This is a genomic window from Bradyrhizobium sp. CCBAU 51627, assembly GCF_028128765.1.
Lineage (GTDB): Bacteria > Pseudomonadota > Alphaproteobacteria > Rhizobiales > Xanthobacteraceae > Bradyrhizobium.
This window is the reverse complement of sequence record NZ_LBJG01000023.1, coordinates 520,644-544,999: the sequence shown is the minus strand read 5'-3', so window position 1 is coordinate 544,999 and position 24,356 is coordinate 520,644. Positions and strand designations below refer to the sequence as shown.

The window sequence follows — 24,356 nt, the reverse complement described above, 5'->3', positions numbered from 1 at the left end:
GACTTGATCTATGTCATTTTGCGAGGGAAGCGCGGCGGGCGAACATGACCGTCGCGGGGGAAACGCGTCGCCAGTCAAAGGCGGCCTGAAAATGACAAGGCATAGAAGCAACAATGAATGTCGCTGTTCGCACTCACGCCACGACCCAACAGGCTTCAGAGCATTTCGACGTACTGATCGTCGGCGCCGGCATCTCCGGCATCGGCAGCGCCTATCACATCGAAAAGCAGCTTCCGGGCACGAGCTACGTCATCCTGGAAACGCAGGCGACGTTCGGCGGCACCTGGAGCACGCATCGCTATCCCGGCATTCGCTCCGACAGCGATCTCCATACCTTCGGCTACAGCTTCAAGCCCTGGGTCGGGCCGCCGATCGCAACCGCCGAGGAAATCCTCGCCTACATGCAGGAGGTGATCGACGACAACGATATCGCCCGCCACATTCGCTACAAGCACAAGATCATTTCGGCGAGCTGGTCGAGCGAACAGAATCTCTGGACCATCGAAGCCGTGACGACCGACGCCGGCGAGGCAAAGACCTTCACCGCCAACTTCCTCTGGATGTGCCAGGGCTACTACCGCCATTCCGAAGGCTACACACCGGAATGGAAGGGAATGGATCGCTTCAGGGGGCGCATCGTCCATCCGCAGACCTGGCCTGACGATATCGATCTCGCGGACAAGAAGGTCGTCGTGATCGGGTCGGGCGCTACCGCGGCGACTCTGGTGCCGAACATCGCGGATAGTTGCGCGCATGTCACCATGCTGCAGCGCTCGCCGACCTATTTCCGCCTGGGGCGCAACGCCATCGAGATCGCGGAGGAATTGCGCCGGCTTCAGGTTGACGAGGCCTGGATCCACGAAATCGTCCGCCGCAAGATCCTGTTCGAGCAGGATGCGTTCACGAAGCTCTGCCTCTCCAAGCCTGAGCAGGTGAAGAAGGAGCTGGTCGGCCAGATCAGCGCCGTGCTCGGTCCGGACTACGATGTCGAAAAGCACTTTACGCCGAGCTATCGGCCGTGGCGCCAGCGCATCGCTTTCGTGCCGGACGCCGATCTGTTCAAGGGCATCGCCAGCGGCAAGGCGTCCGTGGTCACCGACGAGATCGAGTGCTTTGTCGAGAACGGCATTCAGCTCAAATCCGGCAAGCTGCTCGAAGCCGACGTCATCGTCACCGCGACCGGCTTCAATCTCTCGGCGCTCGGCGACATCGCCTTCGAGATCGACGGCAAGCCGCTCGCTTTCGGCGACACCGTGACCTACCGCGGCATGATGTTCACGGGCGTGCCGAACATGGTTTGGGTGTTCGGCTATTTCCGCGCGAGCTGGACCCTGCGTGTCGACCTCGTTGCGGATTTCGTCTGCCGCCTGCTCGGCCACATGAAGGCGAAGGGGGCGAAGAAGGTCGAGGTCAAGCTGCGGCCCGAAGACCACAACATGCCGATCCTGCCCTGGATCGATCCGGAAAACTTCAACCCCGGCTACATCATGCGCAACATGAATCTGCTGCCCAAGCGCGGCGACAAGCCGGAATGGCAGCACAGCCAGGACTACTGGACCGAGAAGGACGAGATCCCGAAGACGGATCTCGATGACAAGGCGTTTGTGTATGGGTGAGGGAGGCTAGAGCATGATCCGGAAGCGCAGCGGTTTTCCGAGAAGATCATGCTCAAACAACGAGCTAAAGCGCGATGACGATTCATCCAAATCTCATCGCGCTTTAGCGTCGGCTCTTTGCCTTGCCGGAGGCTCTACCGCTTCGGCTGCGTTGGCTTGCGTGGCGGGCGGGGGGCGGCCGCGGGCGTTGGTATTCCGCTCATCCTGTTCGCGGCCTCGCTGACATCGAGCAGCGAGCGGCGGGTATCTTCGAGGAAGCTTGCCGACTTCTTCTTCATGGTGTCGGCGAGTTCGTGCAGCCCCTTCATCTTCTCGAACAGCTCGTCCGCCTTGCCGTCGACGAAGCCGGGCACCACGCCTTCGATTTTCGTGACCGCCTTGTCGAAACCCGCAAAGGCGTTGTCGACCTTGAGCATCACCGCGTCGATCTCGTCGCCCTTGCTCCTGAGGTCGGCGGTATAGGTCTCGAACGTGCGCAGGCCGTCCTTGATCGCGGGTGCGTTGCTGACGATGGTACGATCGACACTGTGCAGCGTGTCGACAATGGATTCAGCGTCGCTGAGGTCGGCGATCAGAACCGGAATACCGTCCGAATCCAGCGGCACGGGCGGTGCGGACGGCGCGCCGCCGATCAGCGAGACCGCGGCGACTCCGGTGAGGCCCTGGAACTCGATGCCGGCCACCGTGTCCTTGCGGATCGGTGTGGTGTTGTCGAGCGATACCAGGGCCACGACCTTGCGCGGACTCTCCAGCTTGATCGACAGGATCTGGCCGGCGGGGACGCCGTCGAAATTGACCGGGCCGCCGCGGCGCAGGCCGCTCGCGGAGCCACCTTCGAACACGACGCGCAACTGACTGCGACTCTGGATGGTGCGCCATTTCTGCATGCCGAGCACGCCGCCGAACGCTACGGCGATCACCGTCAGCGTCGTCGTTCCGATCACCAGATTGCTCGCGCGTGCCATGCGGATGCGATTTTACGACCAAAGCAGGGAGGTTGGAAGGAGTCGCAAAGGTACGCAGGGCAGGTTAGGGAAGCGTAACCGGCGCTTTCGCCAACGCCGTCTCGGAATTTGGCGGATCACGCGTTCGCAGATCCGCCCTGCGCGACATCAGTGCCTGGCTGCGCGTTTTGCCGCAGCGTTGTTCAACACGATCAGCGCGTCAACCGCGACACCGGTCTTGGCATTGATCAGGAACGGATTGACGTCGATCGAGGCGATGCGGTCGCCAGCATCCGCGATCAGGTTGGACAGGCCGACCAGCGCCTTGACGGCGGATGCCTCGTGCAGCGCCGGCTTGCCGCGATAGCCGCGCATCTTGATGCCGGCCTTGGTGCGGCCGATCAGGAGCCGCGCCTCGGCTTCGTCCAGCGGCGCGCCTGATAGCGCCACGTCCTTCATCAGCTCGATGTCGATGCCGCCGGTCCCGAACAGCACGACCGGCCCCATCTCGGCGTCGAGGGAGGCGCCGACCACGAGTTCAAGGTCGGCCTTCACCTGCTGTGCGATCAAGATGCCGTCGAGCTTCGGCTTGCCCTTCAACCTGGCCACCCGGGCGGTGATGTCGGCAAACGCCTTCTTCACCCCGGCTGCGGTATTGAGGTTCAGCACAACGCCGCCGATGTCGGATTTGTGCAGGATCTCGGCGCTGACGACCTTGGCCACGACCGGAAAGCCGATCTGCCTGGCGATCTTCGCGGCCTCGGCCGCCGTCTGCGCGATTCCCTCCTTCGAGACCGGGATGCCATAGGCCTTCAGCAGCTTCTTGGAGGCGACCTCGTCGAGCGCGGCGCCACTCGCCGAGCTCAGCGCCTTCTCCAGCACGGCGCGCGCGGCGGGCTTCGAGCTCGAGACGATGTCGGGTACTTCCTTGCGTAGCCTCGCATAGGCGAGCAGCGACTTGATCGCGGTCACTGCGCGGTCCATGCCCTGCATCACCGCGAGATGCGGCAGCGACTTGCGCAAGCCTTTGGTGAATTCGGTGAAGCCGATCGACATCGCGCTGATGTAGATCACCGGCTTCGAAGCGCGGCTCGCCATCCCGTTGACGATCCGCAAATTGCGCTCGCGCTGCTCGTGCGGTGCTTTGGGAAGCTCGGAATCGATGATGACGATGTCGATATCGGGATCGTCGATCATCAGCTGGATCGATTTCATGTAGACGGAGGGGTCGACCACCGCGGCAAAGCCCGCATCGAGCGGATTGCCGACGATCGAGCCCGGCCCGAGCATTTTTGCCAGCTCGCTGCTTACATGCGGGCTCAGCGCCGCGAAGTTGAGGCCTTGTGCGTAGAACGCGTCGATCAGCATGCCGCGTTTGCCACCGGATAGGGTGACCGCCGCAAGCCGGTCGCCCTTGGGCACGACAGCGTGGACGAAGCATTCGGTGGTCTCGATCAATTCGTCGAGCCCGCTCACGCGGATCACGCCTTCGCGGGTTGCGATGGCATCAAACGTTTCGATCGAGCCTGCCAGCGCGCCGGTGTGCGCCATCGCGGCGGCGCGGCCGCCTTCCGATGATCCGAGCTTGAGCGCGATCACCGGCTTGCGCGCGGCGCGTGCAGCCTTGCAGGCATCGCGAAACGCCTTGGTGTTGCGCACGCCTTCGAGATAGACCACGATCACCTTGATGCTGGGATCTTCGGCAAAATAGCGCATCAGGTCCGGCGTCTCGAGCCCGGTCTCGTTGCCCGTTGTCACCATGTAGCCGACGCCGACGCCACGATCCTCCAGCGCCTGCCGGATCGCCATCACGATGGCGCCGGACTGGCCGGCGATCGCCACCGCGCCTTGCTCCATGGTGACGACGCGGTCGTCGATATTGGTGAAGAGCTTTTCGCCGGCACTCAAATTGCCGAGGCAATTGGGGCCGGTGACGGCGAGCCCCGTCTCGTGCACGGCCTGTTGCAGCTCTGCGGCGAGCTTCTGGCTCTCCTCATCCTGCAACTCGCTGAAGCCGGAGGTGACGATGGTGGCCGATCGTGCGCCGGCGGCAGCAGCGTCGCGGATCACCTGCACGGCAAAGCGTGCGGGCACCAGCACGAGGACATGATCAGGCTTTTCGGGGAGGCTCGCAAAATTCTTGTAGCAAGGCACGCCCCAGATGCTGTCGCGCTTGGCGTTGACAGGATAGAGCCCGCCCTCGTAGCCGTATTTGACCAGATTATTCCAGATGCGCTCGGCGTAATTGCCCGGCTTGTCGGTCGCACCCACCACCACGATGTTGTGTGGATGGAGCATGGCATGGATGCCCTTGACGACGTCACTGGCATCGGGCGGCGGCGACCATGGGCGGGCAGGAACCGATGCAGCAGAGACCTGAGCTTCCATGGCGTGACCTCACCCGTTGTTTTTCTTGGTGGCGCGTCACTCTGTTCTATGGCCAGTTCTTCTCAGTGGCAACCACGTGGTATGCCGCGTGATGGAATGAGCGCTGTGTCGCGGTTATTCATCCGGTTCAATCAGTGTCGCATGGAGGATATAGCGCTCGGGACCGGACGTGACGGCATCGAATGGCCAACAGGTGGAGAGCACCAGTTCAAAATCCCGCGCCGAGGGGGCGATGCCGGATGCGTCGAAACGGACGACAGCCGAGGAATCCGCTCGATAGCGGAAATGTCTGCCATCGCGGCGGGTGATCTCGATGACATCACCGACGGATACATTCCGCAGGAAGCGGAAATGCGTGTCGCGATGTGCGGCATACACGGCAACGCCGCGCTCGCCCGCATCGGCCGTGGAGTCGAGGTGACCGGGTCCGAACGCGAGCGCCTGACCGCTCGTGCCTTCCAGCACGATAGCGCTCGCGCCGATCCGCTTCACCTCGATCCGGGCGACCGGCCAGGTATCCGCCCATGACCACGGCTTGACTATCTGGCCGGTCGCCACGCTTCGGTCGAATGCGCGCTCCAGCAGCACCTGCGCCAGCCAGGCTTTGGCGTGGATGTAGGCGCCGTCGCCGAACAGGATCGTTCCGACCAGCGCCAGGACGAGAGGGGAGATGAAGCGGGACATGAATTCCACCAAGGAAAAAATGCGCGCGCGGCCGTTGGTTTCGGGACGGGCAGCCGCGCGCGCCAAGCAAGAGGAGTTCGGGGTGCTCCTCTCTCAAGCGGCGTCAGTGAGCAAGGTCTGACGCCGGTTGAACACGAACAGGATCAGGGCGAGGGCAAGCATGATCAGGCCCGCGATCATCTTCAGCTCGGCCGAGGTCGCGGTCTTGGGCAGGCGGATCGTATCTGACGTGACGGGAGCTGGCCGCCTTGCCGCGGGCTGGCCCGCATCGGCGCGGCGTTCGCGCAGCTGTGTCGGCGTCAGCTGCGGCCGTTCGCCGAACACCTTTTCGAAATCCCAGCCCGCCGGAAGGTTAATCGGCAACTCGCTGAGCCTGAGCGGCGCGCCTTCGGGACGACTCGGCGTCTTGTCGACCGCGACGAGGCTGGTCAGCCGCGTGACGATCTGATGGTCGAGCGCCAGCGCAAGGATCGTCTTGTCGGTATCCTCCGGCGTCATCTCGCGAAGCGTGCGCGCCACCTCGGCATCGCCGATCTTGCGCCTCGCCCAGAGCTTCGACAGGCCTTTGCCCTCGGCGGCGCCTTGCAGCGGCAGCGTGACCGACCATGGGCGGTCGCCAACGCGGCCCTTGATCTCCAGTGAGCCCGCGAGCTTGTCGAGCTTTGCCGCCAGCACCAGCGGTTCGTCGCGATAGACGTCGGGAATGATCGCGGGCGTGACATCGGCCTTGGCAACGCTGAATTTCGCGCTGAGGCCGGTCACGGCAGGGTTTTCCAGCTTGGCGAACAGGCCGCGCATGCGCTCCTCGACCTGCTCGACGGAGCCGATATGGGTGAAGGCGCCGCGGCCGAGCTCGGCGGCGCGCGTCATCAGATAGGTGTTGGGCGCGGAGCCGATGCCGACCATGAAGATGCGCGAGCGGCTGCGCATCGCGGTGATCGTCTCGAACAATTGCTGCTCGTTGCCGATCGCGCCATCGGTCAGGAACACGATCTGGCGAACCATGTTGGTGTCGCCGAGCTTGTCGGTCAGCGCGGCGCGCATGGCCGGCACCATCTCGGTGCCGCCACGCGCCTGCAAGGCGCTGACGAACGAGGTCGCTTCACCGACATGCGCGGCGTCGGCGGGAACCGAGGTCGGAAACAGCACGTCCATGGTGTCGTCGAAGCGGATCACGTTGAAGCGATCGTTCGGCTGGAGGCGGCCGAGCGCATAAAGCAGGCTGGCCTTGGCCTGCTCGATCGAGGTGCCACCCATCGAGCCGGAATTGTCGATCACGAACACCACTTCGCGCGGCAGCGGCTTCTGCGTGGCCTGCTCGGCGGCCGGCGGCGTGACGAAGGCGAGCAGGTAATCGGCGTCGCCGACATGTTCGCGGAACAGGCCGACCGCCGGCGCCTTTTGGGCGGCCGGCTTCCAGGTCAGTTCGAAGTCGCGATCGGCGGGCACGGGGCCATCGGCAAGCGTCACGACGCGCGACATGTTGTCCGGGCTCTCGACCTTGACGTTATGGTGGTAGCTCTTCACCTCGCCCAGCGCGAAGCCGGCGTTCAGATGCACGGTGATGCTGGTTGGATTGAGCGGCGCATTCCTGGCGGGATCCGCGACCTGCGGCGAGATGCGGTCACGGTCGGGCACCGGGTCCGATGTGGTCGCGCCCCAGCCGGAGCCGTCGTTGCGGAAGTCGACGCTCTGCACGATCGGCGCCGGATTGTAGCGCGGCCCGACAACGAGCGGCACGCGCAACGAATACTCATTGCCGGATTGATGCACCGGTTCCTGATATTCGATCTGCACCAGCACGGTTTCGCCGGGGCCGATATTGGCGACCGAGTTGGTGAAGATGTTGGGCCGCTCCTGCTCGGTGAGCGCGGCCTTCTGGCCGGCACGGCGCGCCTGCTCGTAGATCACGCGGGCCTGCTGACGCTCCTTGATATCGCCGACGATGATGCGGTCGCCGACCACCATCTTCAGCGTGTCGACCGCACCGTCGCTGGCCAACGGATAGACATAGGTCGCCTCGACCCAGCCCTTGGTCGGGTTGCGGAAGACTTGTGTGACGCGCGTGCGCAGCGTCGGACCCGAGACCGTGACGTCGACGTCGATCCCGAGCCGAATGGCTTCGATCGTGCCGCCGTCGTCCTTCAGGAGGAGGGTGCCGGACCTGGCGTCGCCGGGCTGGAGCAGGCTGGCCTGCTGGCTCGTTGTTGCCGACCAGGAGGTCTCAAAACTCACCAGCAGGGCCACGAAGCTGACCAGGAGCACGGCAATGCTTTGCGCCAGGAGAAACAGACCGACCTTGATGAGCCTGTCGAGCCAAAGGTGCTCGTCAGGGTGTTCGTGGCTGTCGACCGTTTCGTAAGTGTCCATTTGGCCTGCTCCCGAAAGCTTTTTGATGGCCCTGAGCATCGGTTGGGAGGGCCTCGTTTCGCGAGCGGAATGATCGGCAATGTTCCGCCGCGGCCGGCCTGGCCGCACCGCCCTTTTGGCTGATATGTCCGGTTTTGTGCTGACTTGTCCGCCCTGCTAGACTGACGGCCGTGGAGCAGGGTTAACGATGCAGACGCAAGACAAGCTCTCTGACAGGCAGCTTTCCGACGAGCAGAGCCGCGAGGTCGCGGAGACGATCCGGGAGGAAATCGCCAGGCGCCGCATTTCGCGGCAGGCGCTGGCCGAGCAGGCCAAGCTCAGCCTGTCGACATTGGAGAAGGCGCTCGGCGGTCGCCGCCCGTTCACGCTGGCCACCACGGTTCGGCTGGAGCAGGCGCTCGGCGTCTCGTTGCGCAAGAGCACTATCGTGCCGTCGCCCACGGCCGGCAGCGATGTCGCGCCGGACAGTCTCGGCGCCTATTCGCATCGCGCCGTCACCTGGCTCGAGGGTGTCTACATTACGCTGCGGCCGTCGTTCGGGGACAAGGATGCGATCTTCGCCTATCGCACCGAGATCGTCTGGGAGCCAAAGGTCTCCTCGCTGGTTTTCCGCGAGGGTGATCGCACCGATGCGGCCTATGAGCACACCGGCGAGGTTGCCGTGCCGCATCAATCCGGATTCATCTACCTCGTCATCAACAAGCATGGTCAGCACCGCGTCATCACGGTGTCGCGGCCGACTGTGGCCGGCGCGATGTACGGCATCATCTCGACGCTGCGCGCCGGCGCCGGCTCGCAACTCACACCGGTCGCGGCACCGATCGCCTATGTACCGCTCAGGAATGTCCCGACGCCGTCGCTGGGGCGGGTCGCGCCTGGCGACCCAAACCATGCACTCTATCGCGATCATTTGCGCCGTACGGTCGACGAATCGTTCGCGCTCTTTCTGCCGGGATAGCCCGCCCTCGCGGCTCGCATAAATAGCGGCCGCGAGGCCGCTTTTTCCTTGAGAGGTGCGGGCTCGTCGCGAGCTAGCCGCTCGGCTCGGCGCTGATGATGGGGCCGAACAGCTCCCACTGGCCGCTCTTGAACCGCCACATCTTGAGCTGCTCGATCGGCGCAAAATCGGCGGCCGAGGTGTTGATCGTGATCCCCGGGATCAGCGTATCGGGCGTGAAGTCCTTCAGGCTGGCGGCCTGTTTCATCACGTTCTCGTGCGTGAGATTGTCGCCTGCCTGCTTCAGCACCTGCACCATGGTCTGGGCTGCGGCATAGCCGTAGACCAGATTGGCGTCCGAAATGTTGGCGCCGGGCATGTATTTCTCGATGAAGGCCATGAACTTCTTCATGCCGGCGTCGTCCTTCCATTGCGGATCCGAGGCGTCCTTGAGGTAGCCGGCCGAGAGCACGCCTTCAGGAGATGAAATTGATCTTGCGGCCGTTGATGCCGCCCTGCTCGTTGATCATCTTGAAATAGGCATCCTCGGTCTTGCCGATGATGCCGTAGGCGGACGCCGGACCGGAATAGGCCTCGACATTGCCGATCTTGATCTCGGTGTCGGTGACGCCGGTGTCGTAGGCTTTTTGTGCGTTGGCGGCCTGGACCGAAAGCAATGTCAGGGCCGCCGCGGCGGCGAGCAGGGAGAGTTTCCTGTTCTTCATGGAAATTCCTTGGATGCTTCCTTGGGTTTCTTGTTGGATGGAGCATTTCAAAACAAAAACGCGCCCGCGAGAGGGCGCTTTGATCAGGCGTTGGCGACTTTCTTGTCGACTTCGGAGGCGACCGAAAACTCCTTGCGCAAGGTCGGCTTGTGGATCTTGCCGGTCGCGTTGCGCGGCAGCGCATCGACGAAGCGGATCTGGCGCGGGCATTTGAAGCGCGCGAGATTGGCCGCGCAATGCGCCAAGACATCGGACTCGATCAGCCGCTGGCCCGGCTTCACCGCAACGATGGCAAGGCCGACTTCGCCCCATTGTGGATCGGGAATGCCGATCACGGCCGCTTCCGCGATCGCGGTGAGCTGGTGCAGGACGTTCTCGACCTCGGCCGGGTACACGTTCTCGCCGCCGGAGATGTACATGTCCTTCCAGCGGTCGACGATGTAGTAAAACCCTTCTTCATCGACGCGCGTGGCATCCCCGGTGTGCAGCCAGCCGTCGGTGAAGGAGGTCTTGTTCGCCTCCGGCCGGTTCCAGTAGCCTGGGGTGATGTTCGGGCCCTTGACCCAGAGCTCGCCGAGCTCGCCGACATCGGCATCGCTGCCGTCGGGGCGGACGATGCGCACCTCGGTGTGCAGCACCGGCTTGCCGGCGGAGCCGGCCTTCCGTGCCGCATCCTCGCGATCCAGCACCAGCACCGCCGGGGAGGTCTCGGTCATGCCGTAGCCCTGCTGAAGCGCGACGCCGCGCGCCTCCCACACTTTCAGAAGCGGCACCGGCATCGGCGCGCCGCCGACGCCACAGACGATCAATCGGGACAGATCAGTCGTTGCGAAAGCCGGATGCTGCGCGATGAACTGGTAGATCGCAGGCACGCCGAAGAACACGTTGATGCCTTGCGCGGGATCGTTGATCAAGCCGAGCGCCGTGCCGGGATCGAACGCGCGCATGATCATCACGGTGCCGCCGGCATGCAGCACCGGATTGGTGTAGCAATTCAGCCCGCCGGTGTGGAACAGCGGCAGCACGGTCAGCAGCACCGAGGCCGGTCCGATGCAGGCGGGACCGCCGAGATTGACGCAATTCCAGAAGGTCATGCCATGGGTGATGGTCGCGCCCTTCGGATGGCCCGTGGTGCCCGACGTGTACATGATGGTCGAGACATCATCGAGCGTGACCTCTTCGGCGCGGTCGAGCGGCTTTGCTGAGCCGATGCCGGCTTCGTAAGAGCCGCCCGGGCCGAGCAGCAGGCTGGTCGCGACGTTGCAGAGTTTGGCGACGGTGAGCGCCGTCTCGGCCAGATCAGCGTCGTGGATCATCACAACAGGCGCGCAATCGGCGGTGATGAACTGAAGCTCGGGGACGGTGAGGCGAGTGTTCAGCGGCACGAAGACGGCGCCCAATCGTCCGCAGGCGAACTGCACCTCCAAGGTATCGGTTGTGTTCAGAGCCAGCACTGTGACGCGGTCGCCGCGCGCAATCTTCAGCGTGTGGCGGAAGAACGAGGCGAGGCGCGAGACGCGGGAATCGAGCTCTGCATAGGTGAAGCGGCGCTCGCTGGAAAGATCGATGGCCGCGAGCCTGGAAGGCGCGCGGCGTGCATGATGAGCGATCCAGTCATAATAACGGACGGCCAACACTCCCTCCCTCGGCGGTCTTGGGCCGCCTGCCTGAATCTTATTGCTGTGCACCATGCCCGGCATGGCCCTGGGAGGCCAGCCGGAGTTTTGTGCAGCAGTCTTTTTTGATTTGGAGTTGGCCTGCGCGGGGTGAAAATCGTCTTGCGTTGAGTTGCTAGAACTCAGCGGCGCGTTGGGCGGCTCCCCAGCCAGCTACTCGGCGCAAGTGAGCCGCCGATGTTCCAGCCATGGTGGAACGAGACGAGTCGTCGAAGGCGAAAGCGCAATGAAGAGCCCGTTCTATACCGCCGAGCACGACGCCTTCCGCGACGTGATGCGCCGCTTCGTCGACAAGGAGATCGCCCCGTTCGCCCATGAGTGGGACGAGGCCGGCGAATTTCCCCGCGCGCTCTATCGCAAGGCGGCCGAGATCGGGCTGCTGGGGCTCGGATTCCCGGAGGAATATGGCGGCATCGCCGCCGACCAGTTCATGAAGATCGTGGCGAGCCAGGAGCTGGCGCGCGCCGGGGCCGGCGGCGTCACGGCCAGCCTGATGAGCCACACCATCGGCTCGCCGCCGATCGCCCGCGCCGCGCGGCCTGAGGTCAAGGCGCGCGTATTGCCGCAGGTGCTGGCAGGCGAGAAGATATCCGCGCTCGCGATCACCGAGCCGGGCGGTGGATCCGACGTCGCGAATCTCAGTACCCGGGCGCGCCGCGACGGCAATCACTACGTCGTGAGCGGCGAGAAGACATTCATCACCTCGGGCATGCGCGCCGATTATCTGACCGTTGCGGTGCGTACCGGTGGTGAGGGCGCCGGCGGCGTCAGCCTGCTCCTGATCGAGGGCGACACACCGGGCCTGTCACGCACCAAGCTGAAAAAGATGGGCTGGTGGGCCTCCGACACCGCGGCGCTGCATTTCGATGACTGCCGCGTGCCGGCCGAGAACCTGATCGGCGAGGAGGGGCGCGGCTTCAAGATCATCATGCAGAATTTCAACAGCGAGCGCATGGGCATGGCGGCGAGCTGCACCGCCTTTGCCCGCGTCTGCCTCGACGAAGCCGTCGCCTACGCCAAGGAGCGCAAGACCTTCGGCAAGCCGCTCGCCCAGCACCAGGTTATCCGCCACAAGATCGTCGACATGGCACAGAGGGTCGCGGCCTCGCAGGCGATGCTGGAGATGCTGGCCTGGCGGCTGGAGCAGGGCGAGAGCCCGGTCGCCGAAATTTGCATGATGAAAAACCAGGCGACGCAGACCATGGCTTTTTGCGCCTCGGAAGCCGTGCAGATCTTCGGCGGCGCCGGCTTCATGCGCGGCATCAAGGCCGAGCGCATCTATCGCGAGGTCAAGGTCAACGCCATCGGCGGCGGCACCGAGGAGATCATGAAGGATCTGGCGTCGCGGCAGATGGGGTTGTAGCCGCGTTCTCCGTCATCCACGTTCTTCTGCCGCGTGACGAAGGCGTGGATGGCCGGGACAAGCCCGGCCATGACGAGCGCATGAGAGATACCGAGAGTTGAGCTGACAAAAATGCTATTCACCGCCGACCACGACGAGATCCGCCGCTCCTTGCAAAAATTCATCGCGAACGAGATCAATCCCAACGTCGATGAATGGGAGAAGGCCGACATCTTCCCGGCGCATGAGCTGTTCAAGAAGATGGGCCGCCTTGGCTTCCTCGGGCTGAACAAGCCGGTCGAGTTCGGCGGCTGCGGTCTCGACTATTCCTATGCGCTGATGATGGCGGAGGAGTTGGGGGCCATCACCTGCGGCGGCGTGCCGATGGCGATCGGCGTGCAGACCGATATGGCGACGCCGGCGCTGGCGCGATTCGGCTCGGACGAGGTGCGGCGCGAGTTTCTGGCGCCGTCGATATCAGGCGACTTTGTCGCCTGCATCGGCGTCTCCGAGCCCGGTGCGGGCTCCGATGTTGCCTCGATCAAAACCAATGCTCGCTCCGACGGCGATGATTATCTCATCACCGGGGGCAAGATGTGGATCACCAACGGCACCCAAGCCGATTGGATCTGCCTGCTGGCCAACACCGGCGATGGGCCTGTTCACCGCAACAAATCGCTGATCTGCGTGCCCATGAAGAGCAAGGGCGTCACCGTTGCCCGCAAGCTCGACAAAATGGGCATGCGCTCGTCGGATACGGCGCAGATCTTCTTCGACAATGTTCGCGTGCCCAAGCGCAACCGGATCGGCGAGGAGGGCAAGGGCTTCACCTACCAGATGATCCAGTTCCAGGAGGAACGGCTCTGGGGCGCAGCGGCCTGCCTCAAGGCGCACGAATACATCATCAACGAGACCATCGAATACACCCGCAACCGCAAGGCGTTCGGCCATAGCATCCTCGACAACCAGGTCGTGCACTTCAAGCTCGCGGAGATGCAGACCGAAGTCGAGCTGTTGCGCGCACTGATCTATCGCGCCGCCGAGCAGCTGGTTGCCGGCGAGGATGTGACGAAGCTTGCGACCATGGCCAAGCTGAAGGCCGGCCGGCTCGGCCGCGAGCTCACCGACGCCTGCTTGCAATATTGGGGCGGAATGGGCTTTACCAACGAGACGCCGGTCAGCCGCGCCTATCGCGACAGCCGTCTGACCTCGATCGGCGGTGGCGCCGACGAGGTCATGCTGATGGTCCTGTGCAAGATGATGGGCACGCTGCCGGGTAGTAAGGGAAACGCCTCATGATCACGCTCTACCATTGCGACGCCGCGCGCTCGTTCCGCCCGCTCTGGATGCTGGAGGAGATGGGGCTGCTTTATGAGCTGAAGATGCTGCCGTTCCCGCCGCGCGTCTTCGCCAAGGAGTATCTCGCGCTCAATCCTTTGGGCACAATTCCGTTCATGGTCGACGGCGAGACCAGGATGACGGAGTCCTCAGGCATCTGCCATTACCTCGGCGTCGTCTACGGCCCGACGCCGCTGATGGTCGGCCCGGAAGATCCCGCCTATGGCGCTTTCCTGAACTGGATGTATTTCAGCGACGCCACGTTAACCTTCCCGCAAACGCTGGTGCTCCGCTACACCCAGCTCGAACCGGAGGAGCGCCGCAACCCGCAGGTGGCCACCGACTACGCCAAATGGTTCTTGGGACGGCTGCGCGCCGTCGAGGCAGCGACCGCCAATGCCGCAACCTTGTGCGCCGGCCGCTTCACCGCCGCCGACATTGTCATCGGTTACGCGCTGCGTCTCGCCGACAATATCGGTCTCGCCAAGGATTTTGGGCCGAATGTCGCGGCCTATTGGGCACGCTTGCAGCAGCGCGACGGCTTCAAGCGCGCGGTTGCGGCGGAGCAGAAGGCCGGCGTCGAGCAGAATGTTGCGCCACGCGTGAGGGCGTAGCATTCCGCAGGATGGGATGATGGTCTGATCGCGGTTCCGGGCGCGGCTCATCGGGCCTCCCGGACGGTAGTCTTTTGCGCGCGATGACAGCGCTACCTCGTCGTGACAGCGCCCAAATTTCCGCTAAGGTGAGCCCCATCCGCAGTGGCCAGAGAGCCGCGCGAGGAGGAGCCCAATGGAATATCACGGTCGCGAATCCGACCATCTGATGCTGATCACACCAGAGCGGGTCTTCTATGCCGGCCTGCTTGGCCGCCCCCGCAAGCGGACCCCGGGCTGCTGCCACGTCTACGTCGCGGTGAAAGGCAGCCTGCATCTGACCATCGACGACGTTCTCGCCTCCGCCGAATTGTTCGTCACCATGCCGAACCAGCGGCATTCCATTGCCAGTGATTATCGCACCGCCATTAGCGTGACGCTCGAGCCGGAAAGCATGGCGGACGGCGTGCTGCAAGACTTGGCCCAGCGGCTGATGGGGCCCGATCGGGCGGCCTATGCCCGCAAAATCCTCGCCGCCTACGCGCTGCTGCGTCAGCGTCGCTATGGCGATATCACCACGGCCGAGTTCGACGAGATGTGCTTTGGCGAGGCGTTGCCGCGCCGCGTGCTCGACCCGCGCGTCACGCGCGCCGTCGCCCGCATCGAGCGCTTCTCGGGCGAGCCGGTGACGGCGGATACCTGCGCTGCGGAAGCCGGCCTCTCCGCCTCGCGCTTCCTGCATTTGTTCAAGGAAGAGACCGGCATCTCGTTCCGCTCCTTCCGCGCCTGGAAGCGCGCGCGGCACCTGCTGCACTTTGCCAATCAGGACCTCAACCTCGCCCATCTCGCGCAGGATATCGGCTACCCCGATTCCACCCATTTCAGCCACTCGATCCGTCGCTTCTACGGATTGAAGCCGCGCGCGATCTTCGTCGGCTCGCGCGACCTTGCGATCTATCGCAGCACCGAGACGGTGCGGATGGCGGAAGCGGGCTAGCGCCGCTCTCGCAAGGTGGGCAAAGGCGCTCTTGCGCCGTGCTCCACCATCTCTCGGAATTGGCAAAGATGGTGGGCAGGCTTCCGCCATCGCGCTGCGAGCTACGGCAGACAAGTCGCCATGCCCAGCCTACAATTCGTCGTTTTTCCCAGCTTCTCCGCGCAAGAAGCCGCATGCCCCGCATCACATGATCGCAGGCGTTGAATTCTCAACGTGCGAGACATCTGGGGCATGAGCGACAAGGCCGTCATCACCTGCGCGCTGAACGGCGTGCTCACCGACCCGAAGCAGCACAACGTGCCCGTGACGCCCGAGCAGATGGCGCGCGAGGCCAAGGCTGCGTTCGATGCCGGCGCGTCCATCATGCATATCCACCTGCGCCAGCAGGCGCCGGACAAGGGCCACCTGCCGTCCTGGGACGTCGCAGTCTCAAAGGAGATCCAGCAGGCGATCCGCGAAGCCTGCCCGGGCGTCATCATCAACCACACCTCGGGCGTATCAGGGCCGAACTATTCTGGCGCGCTCGACTGCATCCGCGAGACCAAGCCGGAGATCGCCGCCTGCAATGCCGGCTCGCTGAACTATCTCAAGGTCAAGGCCGACAACACCTGGGCCTGGCCGCCGATGATGTTCGACAACGCGGTCGAGAAGGTGAAGGATTATCTCGACGTCATGAACGCGGTCGGCACTATCCCCGAGTTCGAATGCTTCGACGTCGGCATCGTCCGCTGCGTCGGCATGTACCACCAGGTCGGCATGTACAAAGGGCCGCTTGAATACAACTTCGTGATGGGCGTTGCCTCCGGCATGCCTGCCGATCCAGAGCTGCTGCCGATTCTGATCAAGCTGAAGCGCCCCGAAGCGCATTGGCAGGTCACGGCCATCGGCCGCGAAGAGATATGGCCGCTGCACCAGCGTTGTGCCGAGCTCGGCGGTCACTTGCGTACCGGCCTCGAGGACGCGTTCTATCTCGCCGACGGCAAGAAGGTGACTTCGAACGGGCAGCTGATCGAGGCCATCGCCGCCTGCGCAAGGCGCGCGGGGCGGGAGATCGCCAGCCCGGCCGAGGCGCGGAAGATCTTTGGGACGAATCGCTGAATGTAGCCCCAGCCGTCATTGCGAGCGACGCGAAGCAATCCAGACTGTCTCGGCAGATACATTTCTGGACTGCTTCGTAGCTTCGCTTCTCGCAATGACGGGTAGGATAGAGCCATGTCCATACTCGAAAACATCATTTCCCCCGGCGGCGCCGCCTATCACGCCAACCGCGACGGCATGCTTGGCTTGATCAATCGCATGCGCGCGCTGGAAGAGCGTACGCGTGCCGCTTCTGCCGTGGCAAAGGATCGTTTCCACAAGCGCGGGCAGCTGCTGCCGCGCGAACGCGTCGCGCTGGTGCTTGATCCCGGCGCACCCTTCATCGAGCTCTCCACGCTCGCCGGCTACATGTTCGACGTGCCCGACGCCAGCAAGAGCGTACCCGGCGGTGGCGTCATCGCCGGTATTGGTTTCGTCTCGGGCATCCGCTGCATGGTCAGCGCCAGCGATTCCGGCATTGATGCCGGCGCGCTGCAGCCCTTCGGCCTCGACAAGACGCTGCGCGTGCAGGAGCTCGCGCTGGAGAACAAGCTGCCTTATGTCCAGCTCGTCGAAAGCGCCGGCGCCAATCTCCTGCGCTACCGCGTCGAGGATTTCGTCCGCGGCGGCAACATCTTTCGCAATCTCGCGCGCCTGTCGGCGGCGGGCCTGCCTGTTGTCACCGTCACGCACGGCTCCTCCACCGCGGGCGGCGCCTACCAGACCGGTCTCTCGGACTATATCGTCATGGTGCGCGGCCGCACCCGCGCCTTCCTCGCCGGTCCGCCGCTGCTGAAGGCCGCGACCGGCGAGATCGCGACCGAGGAAGAGCTCGGCGGCGCCGAGATGCACACGCAGATCTCCGGCCTCGGCGATTATCTCGCCGAGGACGATCGCGACGCGTTGCGGATCGCGCGTGAGATCATGGCTGCGCTGGAATGGGAGCGGCCGGGCCGGACGTCGTCGGACTTCAAGCCACCGCGCTACGATCAGGACGAGCTGCTCGGCATCATGCCGATGGACCACAAGCGCCCCGTGGACATGAAGCAGGTGATCGCGCGCATCGTCGACGACTCCGATTTCACCGAAATGGCGCCGGATTACGGCCCGGCCACCGCTTGCGGGCACGCCCGCATCGAGGGGCAGGCGATCGGCATCATCACCAACAACGGGCCGCTCGATCCCGCCGGTGCCAACAAGGCGACGCATTTCATCCAGGCCTGCTGCCAGACCCGGACGCCGATCCTCTATCTCAACAACACCACCGGCTACATGGTCGGCAAGGCCTATGAAGAAGCCGGCATGATCAAGCACGGCTCCAAGATGATCCAGGCGGTGACCTCGGCGACGGTGCCGCAGATCACCATCTATTGCGGCGCCTCGTTCGGCGCCGGCAATTACGGCATGTGCGGCCGAGGCTTCCATCCGCGCTTCTGCTTCTCCTGGCCCAACGCCAAGACCGCGGTGATGGGCGGCGAGCAGGCCGCCGAGACCATGGCGATCGTGACCGAAGCTGCTGCCGCCCGCCGCGGCAAGCCGGTTGAACGGGAAAAGCTCGATGCGATGAAGGCTGAGATCATCGGCGTATTCGACGGCCAGATGGACGTGTTCTCGACCAGCGCGCGCGTGCTCGACGACGGCGTGATCGATCCGCGCGATACCCGCGCGGTGCTGTCCGAGGTGCTCGCGATCTGCCGTGAGGGCGATGCGCGCACACCTCAGCGCATGCAGTTTTCGGTGGCCCGCCCATGAGGAACGGATCAGCGCAGCACCGGCCGTTCTTCAAGCTCCTCGTCGCCAATCGCGGCGAGATCGCACTGCGCGTGATGCGCAGCGCGCGACAGCTCGGCCTGGGCGTCGTCGCGGTCTATTCGGATGCCGATCGCGACGCGCTCCACGTCAGGCAGGCAGATCAGGCCGTGCGGATCGGCGAAGCCTTGCCGGCGCAATCCTATCTCAACATTCCCGCGATTATTGCCGCGGCCAGGGCGAGCGGCGCGGACGCCGTGCATCCCGGCTACGGCTTCCTCGCCGAGAACGAGGATTTCGCGCAGGCCTGCAGGGATGCCGGTCTCGTCTTCATTGGTCCGTCGCCGCAGGCGATCGAGGCGATGGGCAACAAGGCCGGCGCCAAGGAGATCATGAAGAAGGCCGGTGTCCCTGTCGTGCCCGGCTACCAGGGCACGGATCAGGGCGACGAGATCATGCTCGCGGAAGCCATAAAGATCGGCTTCCCTGTCATGATCAAGGCCGTCGCGGGCGGTGGCGGTCGCGGCATGCGACTGGTCACTGACGCGGCAGCTTTCCCGGATGCATTGCGGAGCGCGCGGTCGGAGGCGAAGGCGGCGTTCGGCGATCCCACAGTCATTCTCGAGCGCGCGATCCAGAATCCCCGCCACATCGAGATCCAGGTGTTCGGCGACAGCTACGGCAACGCCATTCATCTCGGCGAGCGGGACTGTTCGGTGCAGCGGCGGCACCAGAAGCTGATCGAGGAGGCGCCGTCGCCCGCGGTCACGCCGGGGCTGCGCGCGAAGATGGGTGAGGTCGCGGTCGCTGCTGTGAAGGCGCTGCGCTATGAGGGCGCCGGGACGCTGGAGTTCCTGCTCGATGCCAGCGGCGAGTTCTACTTCATGGAGATGAACACCCGTCTCCAGGTCGAGCATCCCGTCACCGAAGCGATCACCGGGCTCGATCTCGTCGAGCTGCAGCTGCGCGTCGCGCGCGGTGAGCCGCTGCCAGTGAAGCAGCAGGATATCAAATCCTCCGGCCACGCCATCGAGGTGCGGCTGTGCTCGGAAGATGCCGCGCGGGATTTCATGCCGCAGTCCGGCCGCATGGCGCGCTGGCAGGTGCCTGAGGGCGTTCGCGTCGAGCACGCGCTGCAATCGGGCATCGAGATCCCGCCTTTCTATGATTCGATGATCGCCAAGGTGATCAGCCATGGCGCCACGCGCGAGGAGGCGAGGGGAAAGCTGATCGTCGGGCTGGAACAACTGACCGCGCTTGGCGTGACCACCAACCAGGCGTTCCTGATGTCGTGCCTGCGTCATCCCGGCCTTGCCAGGGGTGAGGCGACCACGGCCTTCATTGGCGCGCATCGCGATGAACTCCTGGCGCCGCCGGCGAATATAGTATTCGACACGGCGCTCGCGGGCCTGCTGCTCTACGTCACCAACCCGCGTGCACCGGCATGGCGGAGCGGCCGGAGCCTGTCGGCAACGTTCCCGCTGCCCGTGAAGATCGAGATCGCAGGCCACGCGCAAGAACTCGAGGTCACGCGCCAGCGTGACGGCAGCTACATCGTTGCCGCGTCCGGCTGCCGGGAAAAGTTCGAGATTGAGCAGCTCGATCCCGACTTCATCCGTTTCCGCCACGACGGTGTGATGGAGAGTGCAAGATTCTTGCGCGACGGCGATCGGCTCCATCTCCAGCATCGCGGCGTCCCGCTCGCGATCACCGATCTCACCCTGGCCGCGCCGAAGGCCGCCGCAAGCAACGGCGGCGACGGCAAGGTCCGCGCCGCCATGAACGGCCGCGTCGTTGCCGTCCTGGTCAAACCGGGCGAGCGCGTCACTGCGGGACAGCCGGTGCTGACGCTGGAGGCGATGAAGATGGAGCACGTCCACAAGGCCGGCGTCGACGGCGTGGTCGCCGCGATCGATGTCGCCGAGGGCGAGCAGGTCACGACGGGACGGATTGTAGTGGAGATTGAAGCATAGCCCCGTGTCCCGGACGCGCGAAGCGCGAGCCGGACCCATGTCTCCCAGCACACAAGCGGCTCTGGGTCCCCGCCTTCGCGAGGACACGAGACCTGGGTCAATTGCTCCGCCCCGTCCCCTCATTGAGCAGGCACGCCACCCGGTGCCCGCCGCCCGCATCCAGCAGCGCCGGCCGCTCCGTCCTGCATCGCTCCATCGCAAACCGGCAGCGGGTGTGAAACGCGCAGCCGGGCGGCGGATTGACGGGGCTCGGCACGTCGCCGTCAACCAGCGGCGCGAGCTTCTTGGCGAGCGGGTTGGCGATCGGAACGGAGGCGAGCAGCGCCTGGGTGTAGGGATGCCTGGGATTGCGGAACAGCTCGTCCTTGTCGGCGATCTCGACGATGCGGCCGAGATACATCACGGCCACGCGGTGGCTGATATGGGCGACCACGGCAAGGTCATGCGCGATGAAGAGGTAGGAGAAGCCGTGCTGTCGCTGCAGGTCGATCAAAAGATTGATCACCTGCGCCTGGATCGAGACGTCGAGCGCGGAGACCGGCTCGTCGCAGACGATCAGCCGCGGCTCCAGTGCGAGCGCCCGCGCGATGCAGATGCGCTGGCGCTGGCCGCCGGAGAATTGATGCGGGAAATTTCCCATCTGGTCGGGCCGCAGGCCCACCTGCTCGAACAACTTTGCGACGCGCGCCTCCAGTGCCTTGCCGGCGGCAAGACCATGGACCGCGATCGGTTCGCCGACGATGTCGCCGGCGGTCATGCGCGGATTGAGCGAAGCGAACGGATCCTGAAACACGATCTGCATCGCGCGGCGGTGTGGGCGCAGCGCCGTCTTGGAGAGATGCGTGATGTCCTCACCGTCAAGACGAATCTGCCCCGAGGTCGGCTCGACCAGCCGCAGCACGCTCCGCGCCACCGTCGACTTGCCGCAGCCGGATTCACCGACCAGGCCGAGCGTCTCGCCCGCGGCAAGCGAAAACGAGACGCCATCAACCGAATGCACGGTGCCGACTTGCCGGCGCAGCACACCGGCACGCAGCGGATAATGCTTCTTGAGGTCGGTGACGTCGAGCAGCGCCTTGGTCATGCCACCTCCGCGACTTCGGCCGCGCGCCAGCAGGCGGCGAGATGGCCGCCGCCCCAGTCGGTCAGCGGCGGATATTCCGCCTCGCAGCGCTTCACCGCGAGCTTGCAGCGCGGCGCGAAGGCGCAGCCCTTCGGCAGCCGCACCAGCGACGGCACGGTGCCGGGGATCTCGTTCAAGCGCTCCTGTGCGGCGACGCCCGGCGCAGGCACTGCCGGGATCGAGGCCATCAGCCCGCGCGTATAGGGATGCTTGGGAGCGGCGAACAACGCTTCGACGCTGGCTTCCTCGACCTTGCGCCCCGCATACATCACGATCACGCGCTGCGCAGTCTGCGCGACGACGCCGAGATCGTGCGTGATCAGCACAAGCCCGGTGCCGAGCTCCTTCTGGAGATCGAGGATCAGCGCCAGGATCTGCGCCTGGATGGTGACATCGAGCGCGGTGGTCGGCTCGTCCGCGATCAGCAGCGCCGGCCGGCAGGCCAGCGCCATCGCGATCATCGCGCGCTGGCGCATGCCGCCGGAGAGCTGGTGCGGGTAGTCGCGCGCACGCCGCGCCGGCTCTGGGATGCGCACCAGCCGCAGCATCTCGACAGCGATGTTGTGGGCCTCCTTGGCCGACATGTCTCGGTGCAGACGCACTGCCTCGACGATCTGGTCGCCGATCCGCATCACCGGATTGAGCGAGGTCATCGGCTCCTGGAAGATCATGGAGATGCGGTTGCCTCTGACCTTGCGCATGTCAGCTTCGTCCAGCGCCAGCAGGTCGGTGCCTTCGAGCGAGACCGAGCCGCCGACGATACGCCCGGGCGGATCTGGCACCAGCCGCATCAGGGACAGCGCGGTGACGCTCTTGCCGCAGCCGGATTCGCCGACGATCGCGAGCGTCTCGCCGCGTTTCACGGTGAAGGAAACGTCGTCAACCGCCTTGAAGAGCCCCGAATTGGTGAAGAACACCGTCTTCAGGTTCTTCACGTCGAGCACGAGATCGGATTTGTGCGCCATCAGCCACGCTGCCGTGGATCGAGGACGTCGCGCAGCGCGTCGCCGAACAGGTTGGCGCCGAACACGGCGAGGCTGATGGCGATGCCCGGGAAGATCACCAGCCATGGTGCGGTGCGGACATATTCCGCGGCGGATTCCGACAGCATGCGCCCCCAGGACGGATATGGCTCGGGGATGCCGAGGCCGAGGAAGGAGAGCGAGGCTTCGGTCAGGATGGTCGAGCCGAGCTGCGCGGTGGCGAGCACGATGAGCGGCGCCAGCGTGTTCGGCAGCACGTGGCGCAGCGCGATGCGGACCTCGCTCATGCCGATCGATTTGGCGGCCTCGACGAATGGCTGCTCGCGCAGTGCCAGCGTGTTGGCACGGGTGACACGCGCCACCGTCGGGATCAGCGGAATGGCGATGGCCAGAATCACGTTCGGCAGCGACGGCCCGAGCGCGGCCGTCATGACCAGCGCCAGCACGAGGAGCGGCAACGCCTGGAGAACGTCGGAGACGCGCTGGAACACGAGGTCGACCCAGCCGGAAAGATAGCCGGAGGTCAGGCCGACGATGACGCCGATCGTCCCACCGAGCGCGGTCGAGCCGAGTCCCACCGCAAGTGAAATCCGCGCGCCATGGATGATGCGGCTGAAGACGTCGCGGCCGAACGAGTCCGTGCCCATCCAGTGCGCCCAGCTCGGGCGCGCCAGCGCGTGCGCGGCATCGACGCTCAGCGGGTCGTAACGTGCGATGAAGTCGGCGAAGATTGCCGTCAGCACGAACAGCATCATGATGACGAGCCCGGCCGCGCCCAGCACGTGCCGCTGCACCAGGAACAGCACGCGCCGCCAGCCGCCGGTGGCATGCGCGCCGGCCCGCCTCAGTTCAACGTCGAAGTCGATCGCGGCCAAGCTGATCTCCTAATCCGTGTACCTGATCCGTGGATCGAACACCGCGTAGAGCATGTCGACGGTGAAATTCGCGAATACGACGACCACCGCGATGAACATCACGAGGTTCTGTACGATCGGATAATCGCGCCAGCGGATCGCCTCGACCAGGAAGCGTGCGACGCCGGGGATGTTGAACACGGTCTCCGTGACGATCAGGCCGCCGATCAGGAATGCCGCCTCGATGCCGATCACGGTGATCACGGGCAGGATCGCGTTCTTCAGCGCGTGGTGATAGTTCACGGCGGCGTCGGATGCGCCCTTGGCGCGGGCGGTGCGGATATAATCCTGCCGCAGCACCTCCAGCATCGAGGATCGCGTGATGCGCATGGTCAGCGCCGAACTGCGGAATCCGACCACCATCGCCGGGATGCAGTAGGTTGCAAGCGCTTCGCCAAGAGTTTGTGGATTGGGATTGAAGATCGGCATCTGTCCGAACATCGCCACCGAGGCGGTGAGGACCAGAAGACCGAGCCAGAACGAGGGCAGCGACAGTCCGCTGAGGCTGACCACGCGCAGCGCGTAATCGAGCCTGGTGCCCTGCTTCACTGCGCTGATGACCCCGAGTGGAATGCCGATCGAGGCCGAGAACAGCAGCGCAAGGCCGGCGAGCCGGGCCGTGATGGGGATGCGCGGCAGGATCTCCTGCAGCGCCGGCTTCTCCGAGACATAGGAGTAGCCGAGATCGCCGTGCAGCAGGCCGCCGATCCAGTGCAGATATTGCACCACCAGCGGCTGGTCGATGCCGAGCTGCTTCTCCAGATCGACCTTGTCGGCCGGATCGACGTAACCCGCGGCCGCGAACAGGATGTCGACGATGTTGCCCGGAACGATGCGCAGAAGGAAGAAGATGACGATCGAGATCCCGAACAGGGTCACGAGCATCAGGAATAGGCGCCGCACCAGATAGGCAAACATCCTTCGCCC

General features: G+C 64.6%; 18 protein-coding genes and 1 pseudogene. 9 read left to right on the top strand and 10 right to left on the bottom strand.

Features of this window, described 5'->3' with window-relative positions:
• Positions 1 to 113 precede the first annotated feature (113 nt).
• Complete coding sequence (locus tag XH88_RS14380; RefSeq protein ID WP_271668945.1) at positions 114 to 1,616, top strand: flavin-containing monooxygenase; 1,503 nt, start codon at positions 114 to 116, stop codon at positions 1,614 to 1,616.
• A 134-nt stretch (positions 1,617 to 1,750) separates the two neighbouring features.
• Here the strand turns inward: XH88_RS14380 and XH88_RS14375 are convergent, their stop codons facing one another.
• The 4 genes from XH88_RS14375 to XH88_RS14360 form a co-directional block, all read right to left on the bottom strand.
• Positions 1,751 to 2,581: an MlaD family protein gene (locus XH88_RS14375; RefSeq protein ID WP_271668944.1), complete on the bottom strand. Its 831-nt coding sequence runs from the start codon at positions 2,579 to 2,581 to the stop codon at positions 1,751 to 1,753.
• Positions 2,582 to 2,728: 147 nt separating this feature from the next.
• A complete protein-coding gene (locus XH88_RS14370) occupies positions 2,729 to 4,948 on the bottom strand; it encodes an acetate--CoA ligase family protein (protein WP_271668943.1) in 2,220 nt (739 codons plus the stop codon).
• Positions 4,949 to 5,062: 114 nt separating this feature from the next.
• Positions 5,063 to 5,632 (bottom strand): class GN sortase, encoded by a 570-nt coding sequence (locus XH88_RS14365; protein ID WP_271668942.1) that lies wholly within the window; start codon positions 5,630 to 5,632, stop codon positions 5,063 to 5,065.
• 93 nt (positions 5,633 to 5,725) lie between these two features.
• On the bottom strand, positions 5,726 to 8,002 hold the full coding sequence (locus tag XH88_RS14360) for a marine proteobacterial sortase target protein (protein ID WP_271668941.1): 2,277 nt from the start codon (positions 8,000 to 8,002) through the stop codon (positions 5,726 to 5,728).
• Between the two features lie 187 nt (positions 8,003 to 8,189).
• On the opposite strand from XH88_RS14360, the gene XH88_RS14355 reads away from it, so the two are divergent.
• Complete coding sequence (locus XH88_RS14355) at positions 8,190 to 8,960, top strand: helix-turn-helix domain-containing protein (protein WP_271668940.1); 771 nt, start codon at positions 8,190 to 8,192, stop codon at positions 8,958 to 8,960.
• A 73-nt stretch (positions 8,961 to 9,033) separates the two neighbouring features.
• Here the strand turns inward: XH88_RS14355 and XH88_RS14350 are convergent.
• Positions 9,034 to 9,664 (bottom strand): annotated as a pseudogene (locus XH88_RS14350) (ABC transporter substrate-binding protein).
• A gap of 83 nt (positions 9,665 to 9,747) precedes the next feature.
• Positions 9,748 to 11,298: an acyl-CoA synthetase gene (locus tag XH88_RS14345; RefSeq protein ID WP_271668939.1), complete on the bottom strand. Its 1,551-nt coding sequence runs from the start codon at positions 11,296 to 11,298 to the stop codon at positions 9,748 to 9,750.
• A gap of 268 nt (positions 11,299 to 11,566) precedes the next feature.
• On the opposite strand from XH88_RS14345, the gene XH88_RS14340 reads away from it, so the two are divergent.
• The 7 genes from XH88_RS14340 (at position 11,567) to XH88_RS14310 (ending at position 20,409) form a co-directional block, all read left to right on the top strand.
• On the top strand, positions 11,567 to 12,703 hold the full coding sequence (locus XH88_RS14340) for an acyl-CoA dehydrogenase family protein (protein WP_271668938.1): 1,137 nt from the start codon (positions 11,567 to 11,569) through the stop codon (positions 12,701 to 12,703).
• Positions 12,704 to 12,814: 111 nt separating this feature from the next.
• Complete coding sequence (locus XH88_RS14335) at positions 12,815 to 13,981, top strand: acyl-CoA dehydrogenase family protein (protein WP_271668937.1); 1,167 nt, start codon at positions 12,815 to 12,817, stop codon at positions 13,979 to 13,981.
• Positions 13,978 to 14,634 carry a glutathione S-transferase family protein gene (locus XH88_RS14330; RefSeq protein ID WP_271668936.1) on the top strand — a complete coding sequence of 219 codons (657 nt, stop codon included), beginning with the start codon at positions 13,978 to 13,980 and terminating at the stop codon, positions 14,632 to 14,634. The genes XH88_RS14335 and XH88_RS14330 overlap by 4 nt, the downstream gene beginning before the upstream one ends.
• Before the next feature lie 175 nt (positions 14,635 to 14,809).
• Complete coding sequence (locus XH88_RS14325) at positions 14,810 to 15,610, top strand: helix-turn-helix domain-containing protein (RefSeq protein ID WP_271668935.1); 801 nt, start codon at positions 14,810 to 14,812, stop codon at positions 15,608 to 15,610.
• A gap of 231 nt (positions 15,611 to 15,841) precedes the next feature.
• Positions 15,842 to 16,708 (top strand): 3-keto-5-aminohexanoate cleavage protein, encoded by an 867-nt coding sequence (locus tag XH88_RS14320; protein WP_271668934.1) that lies wholly within the window; start codon positions 15,842 to 15,844, stop codon positions 16,706 to 16,708.
• A 114-nt stretch (positions 16,709 to 16,822) separates the two neighbouring features.
• Positions 16,823 to 18,439: an acyl-CoA carboxylase subunit beta gene (locus tag XH88_RS14315; protein WP_271668933.1), complete on the top strand. Its 1,617-nt coding sequence runs from the start codon at positions 16,823 to 16,825 to the stop codon at positions 18,437 to 18,439.
• The gene (locus XH88_RS14310) at positions 18,436 to 20,409 is read left to right on the top strand and encodes an acetyl/propionyl/methylcrotonyl-CoA carboxylase subunit alpha (RefSeq protein WP_271668932.1); all 1,974 of its coding nucleotides are present in this window, start codon (positions 18,436 to 18,438) and stop codon (positions 20,407 to 20,409) included. The genes XH88_RS14315 and XH88_RS14310 overlap by 4 nt, the downstream gene beginning before the upstream one ends.
• Before the next feature lie 97 nt (positions 20,410 to 20,506).
• Here the strand turns inward: XH88_RS14310 and XH88_RS14305 are convergent, their stop codons facing one another.
• The 4 genes from XH88_RS14305 to XH88_RS14290 are packed head-to-tail and all read right to left on the bottom strand — an operon-like array spanning position 20,507 to position 24,347.
• Positions 20,507 to 21,493 (bottom strand): ABC transporter ATP-binding protein, encoded by a 987-nt coding sequence (locus tag XH88_RS14305; RefSeq protein ID WP_271668931.1) that lies wholly within the window; start codon positions 21,491 to 21,493, stop codon positions 20,507 to 20,509.
• Positions 21,490 to 22,497: an ABC transporter ATP-binding protein gene (locus XH88_RS14300; RefSeq protein WP_271668930.1), complete on the bottom strand. Its 1,008-nt coding sequence runs from the start codon at positions 22,495 to 22,497 to the stop codon at positions 21,490 to 21,492. The genes XH88_RS14305 and XH88_RS14300 overlap by 4 nt, the downstream gene beginning before the upstream one ends.
• Positions 22,497 to 23,390, bottom strand: coding sequence for an ABC transporter permease (locus XH88_RS14295; RefSeq protein ID WP_271668929.1), 894 nt, complete (start codon positions 23,388 to 23,390; stop codon positions 22,497 to 22,499). The genes XH88_RS14300 and XH88_RS14295 overlap by 1 nt, the downstream gene beginning before the upstream one ends.
• A gap of 9 nt (positions 23,391 to 23,399) precedes the next feature.
• Complete coding sequence (locus XH88_RS14290) at positions 23,400 to 24,347, bottom strand: ABC transporter permease (protein ID WP_271668928.1); 948 nt, start codon at positions 24,345 to 24,347, stop codon at positions 23,400 to 23,402.
• Positions 24,348 to 24,356 lie beyond the last annotated feature (9 nt).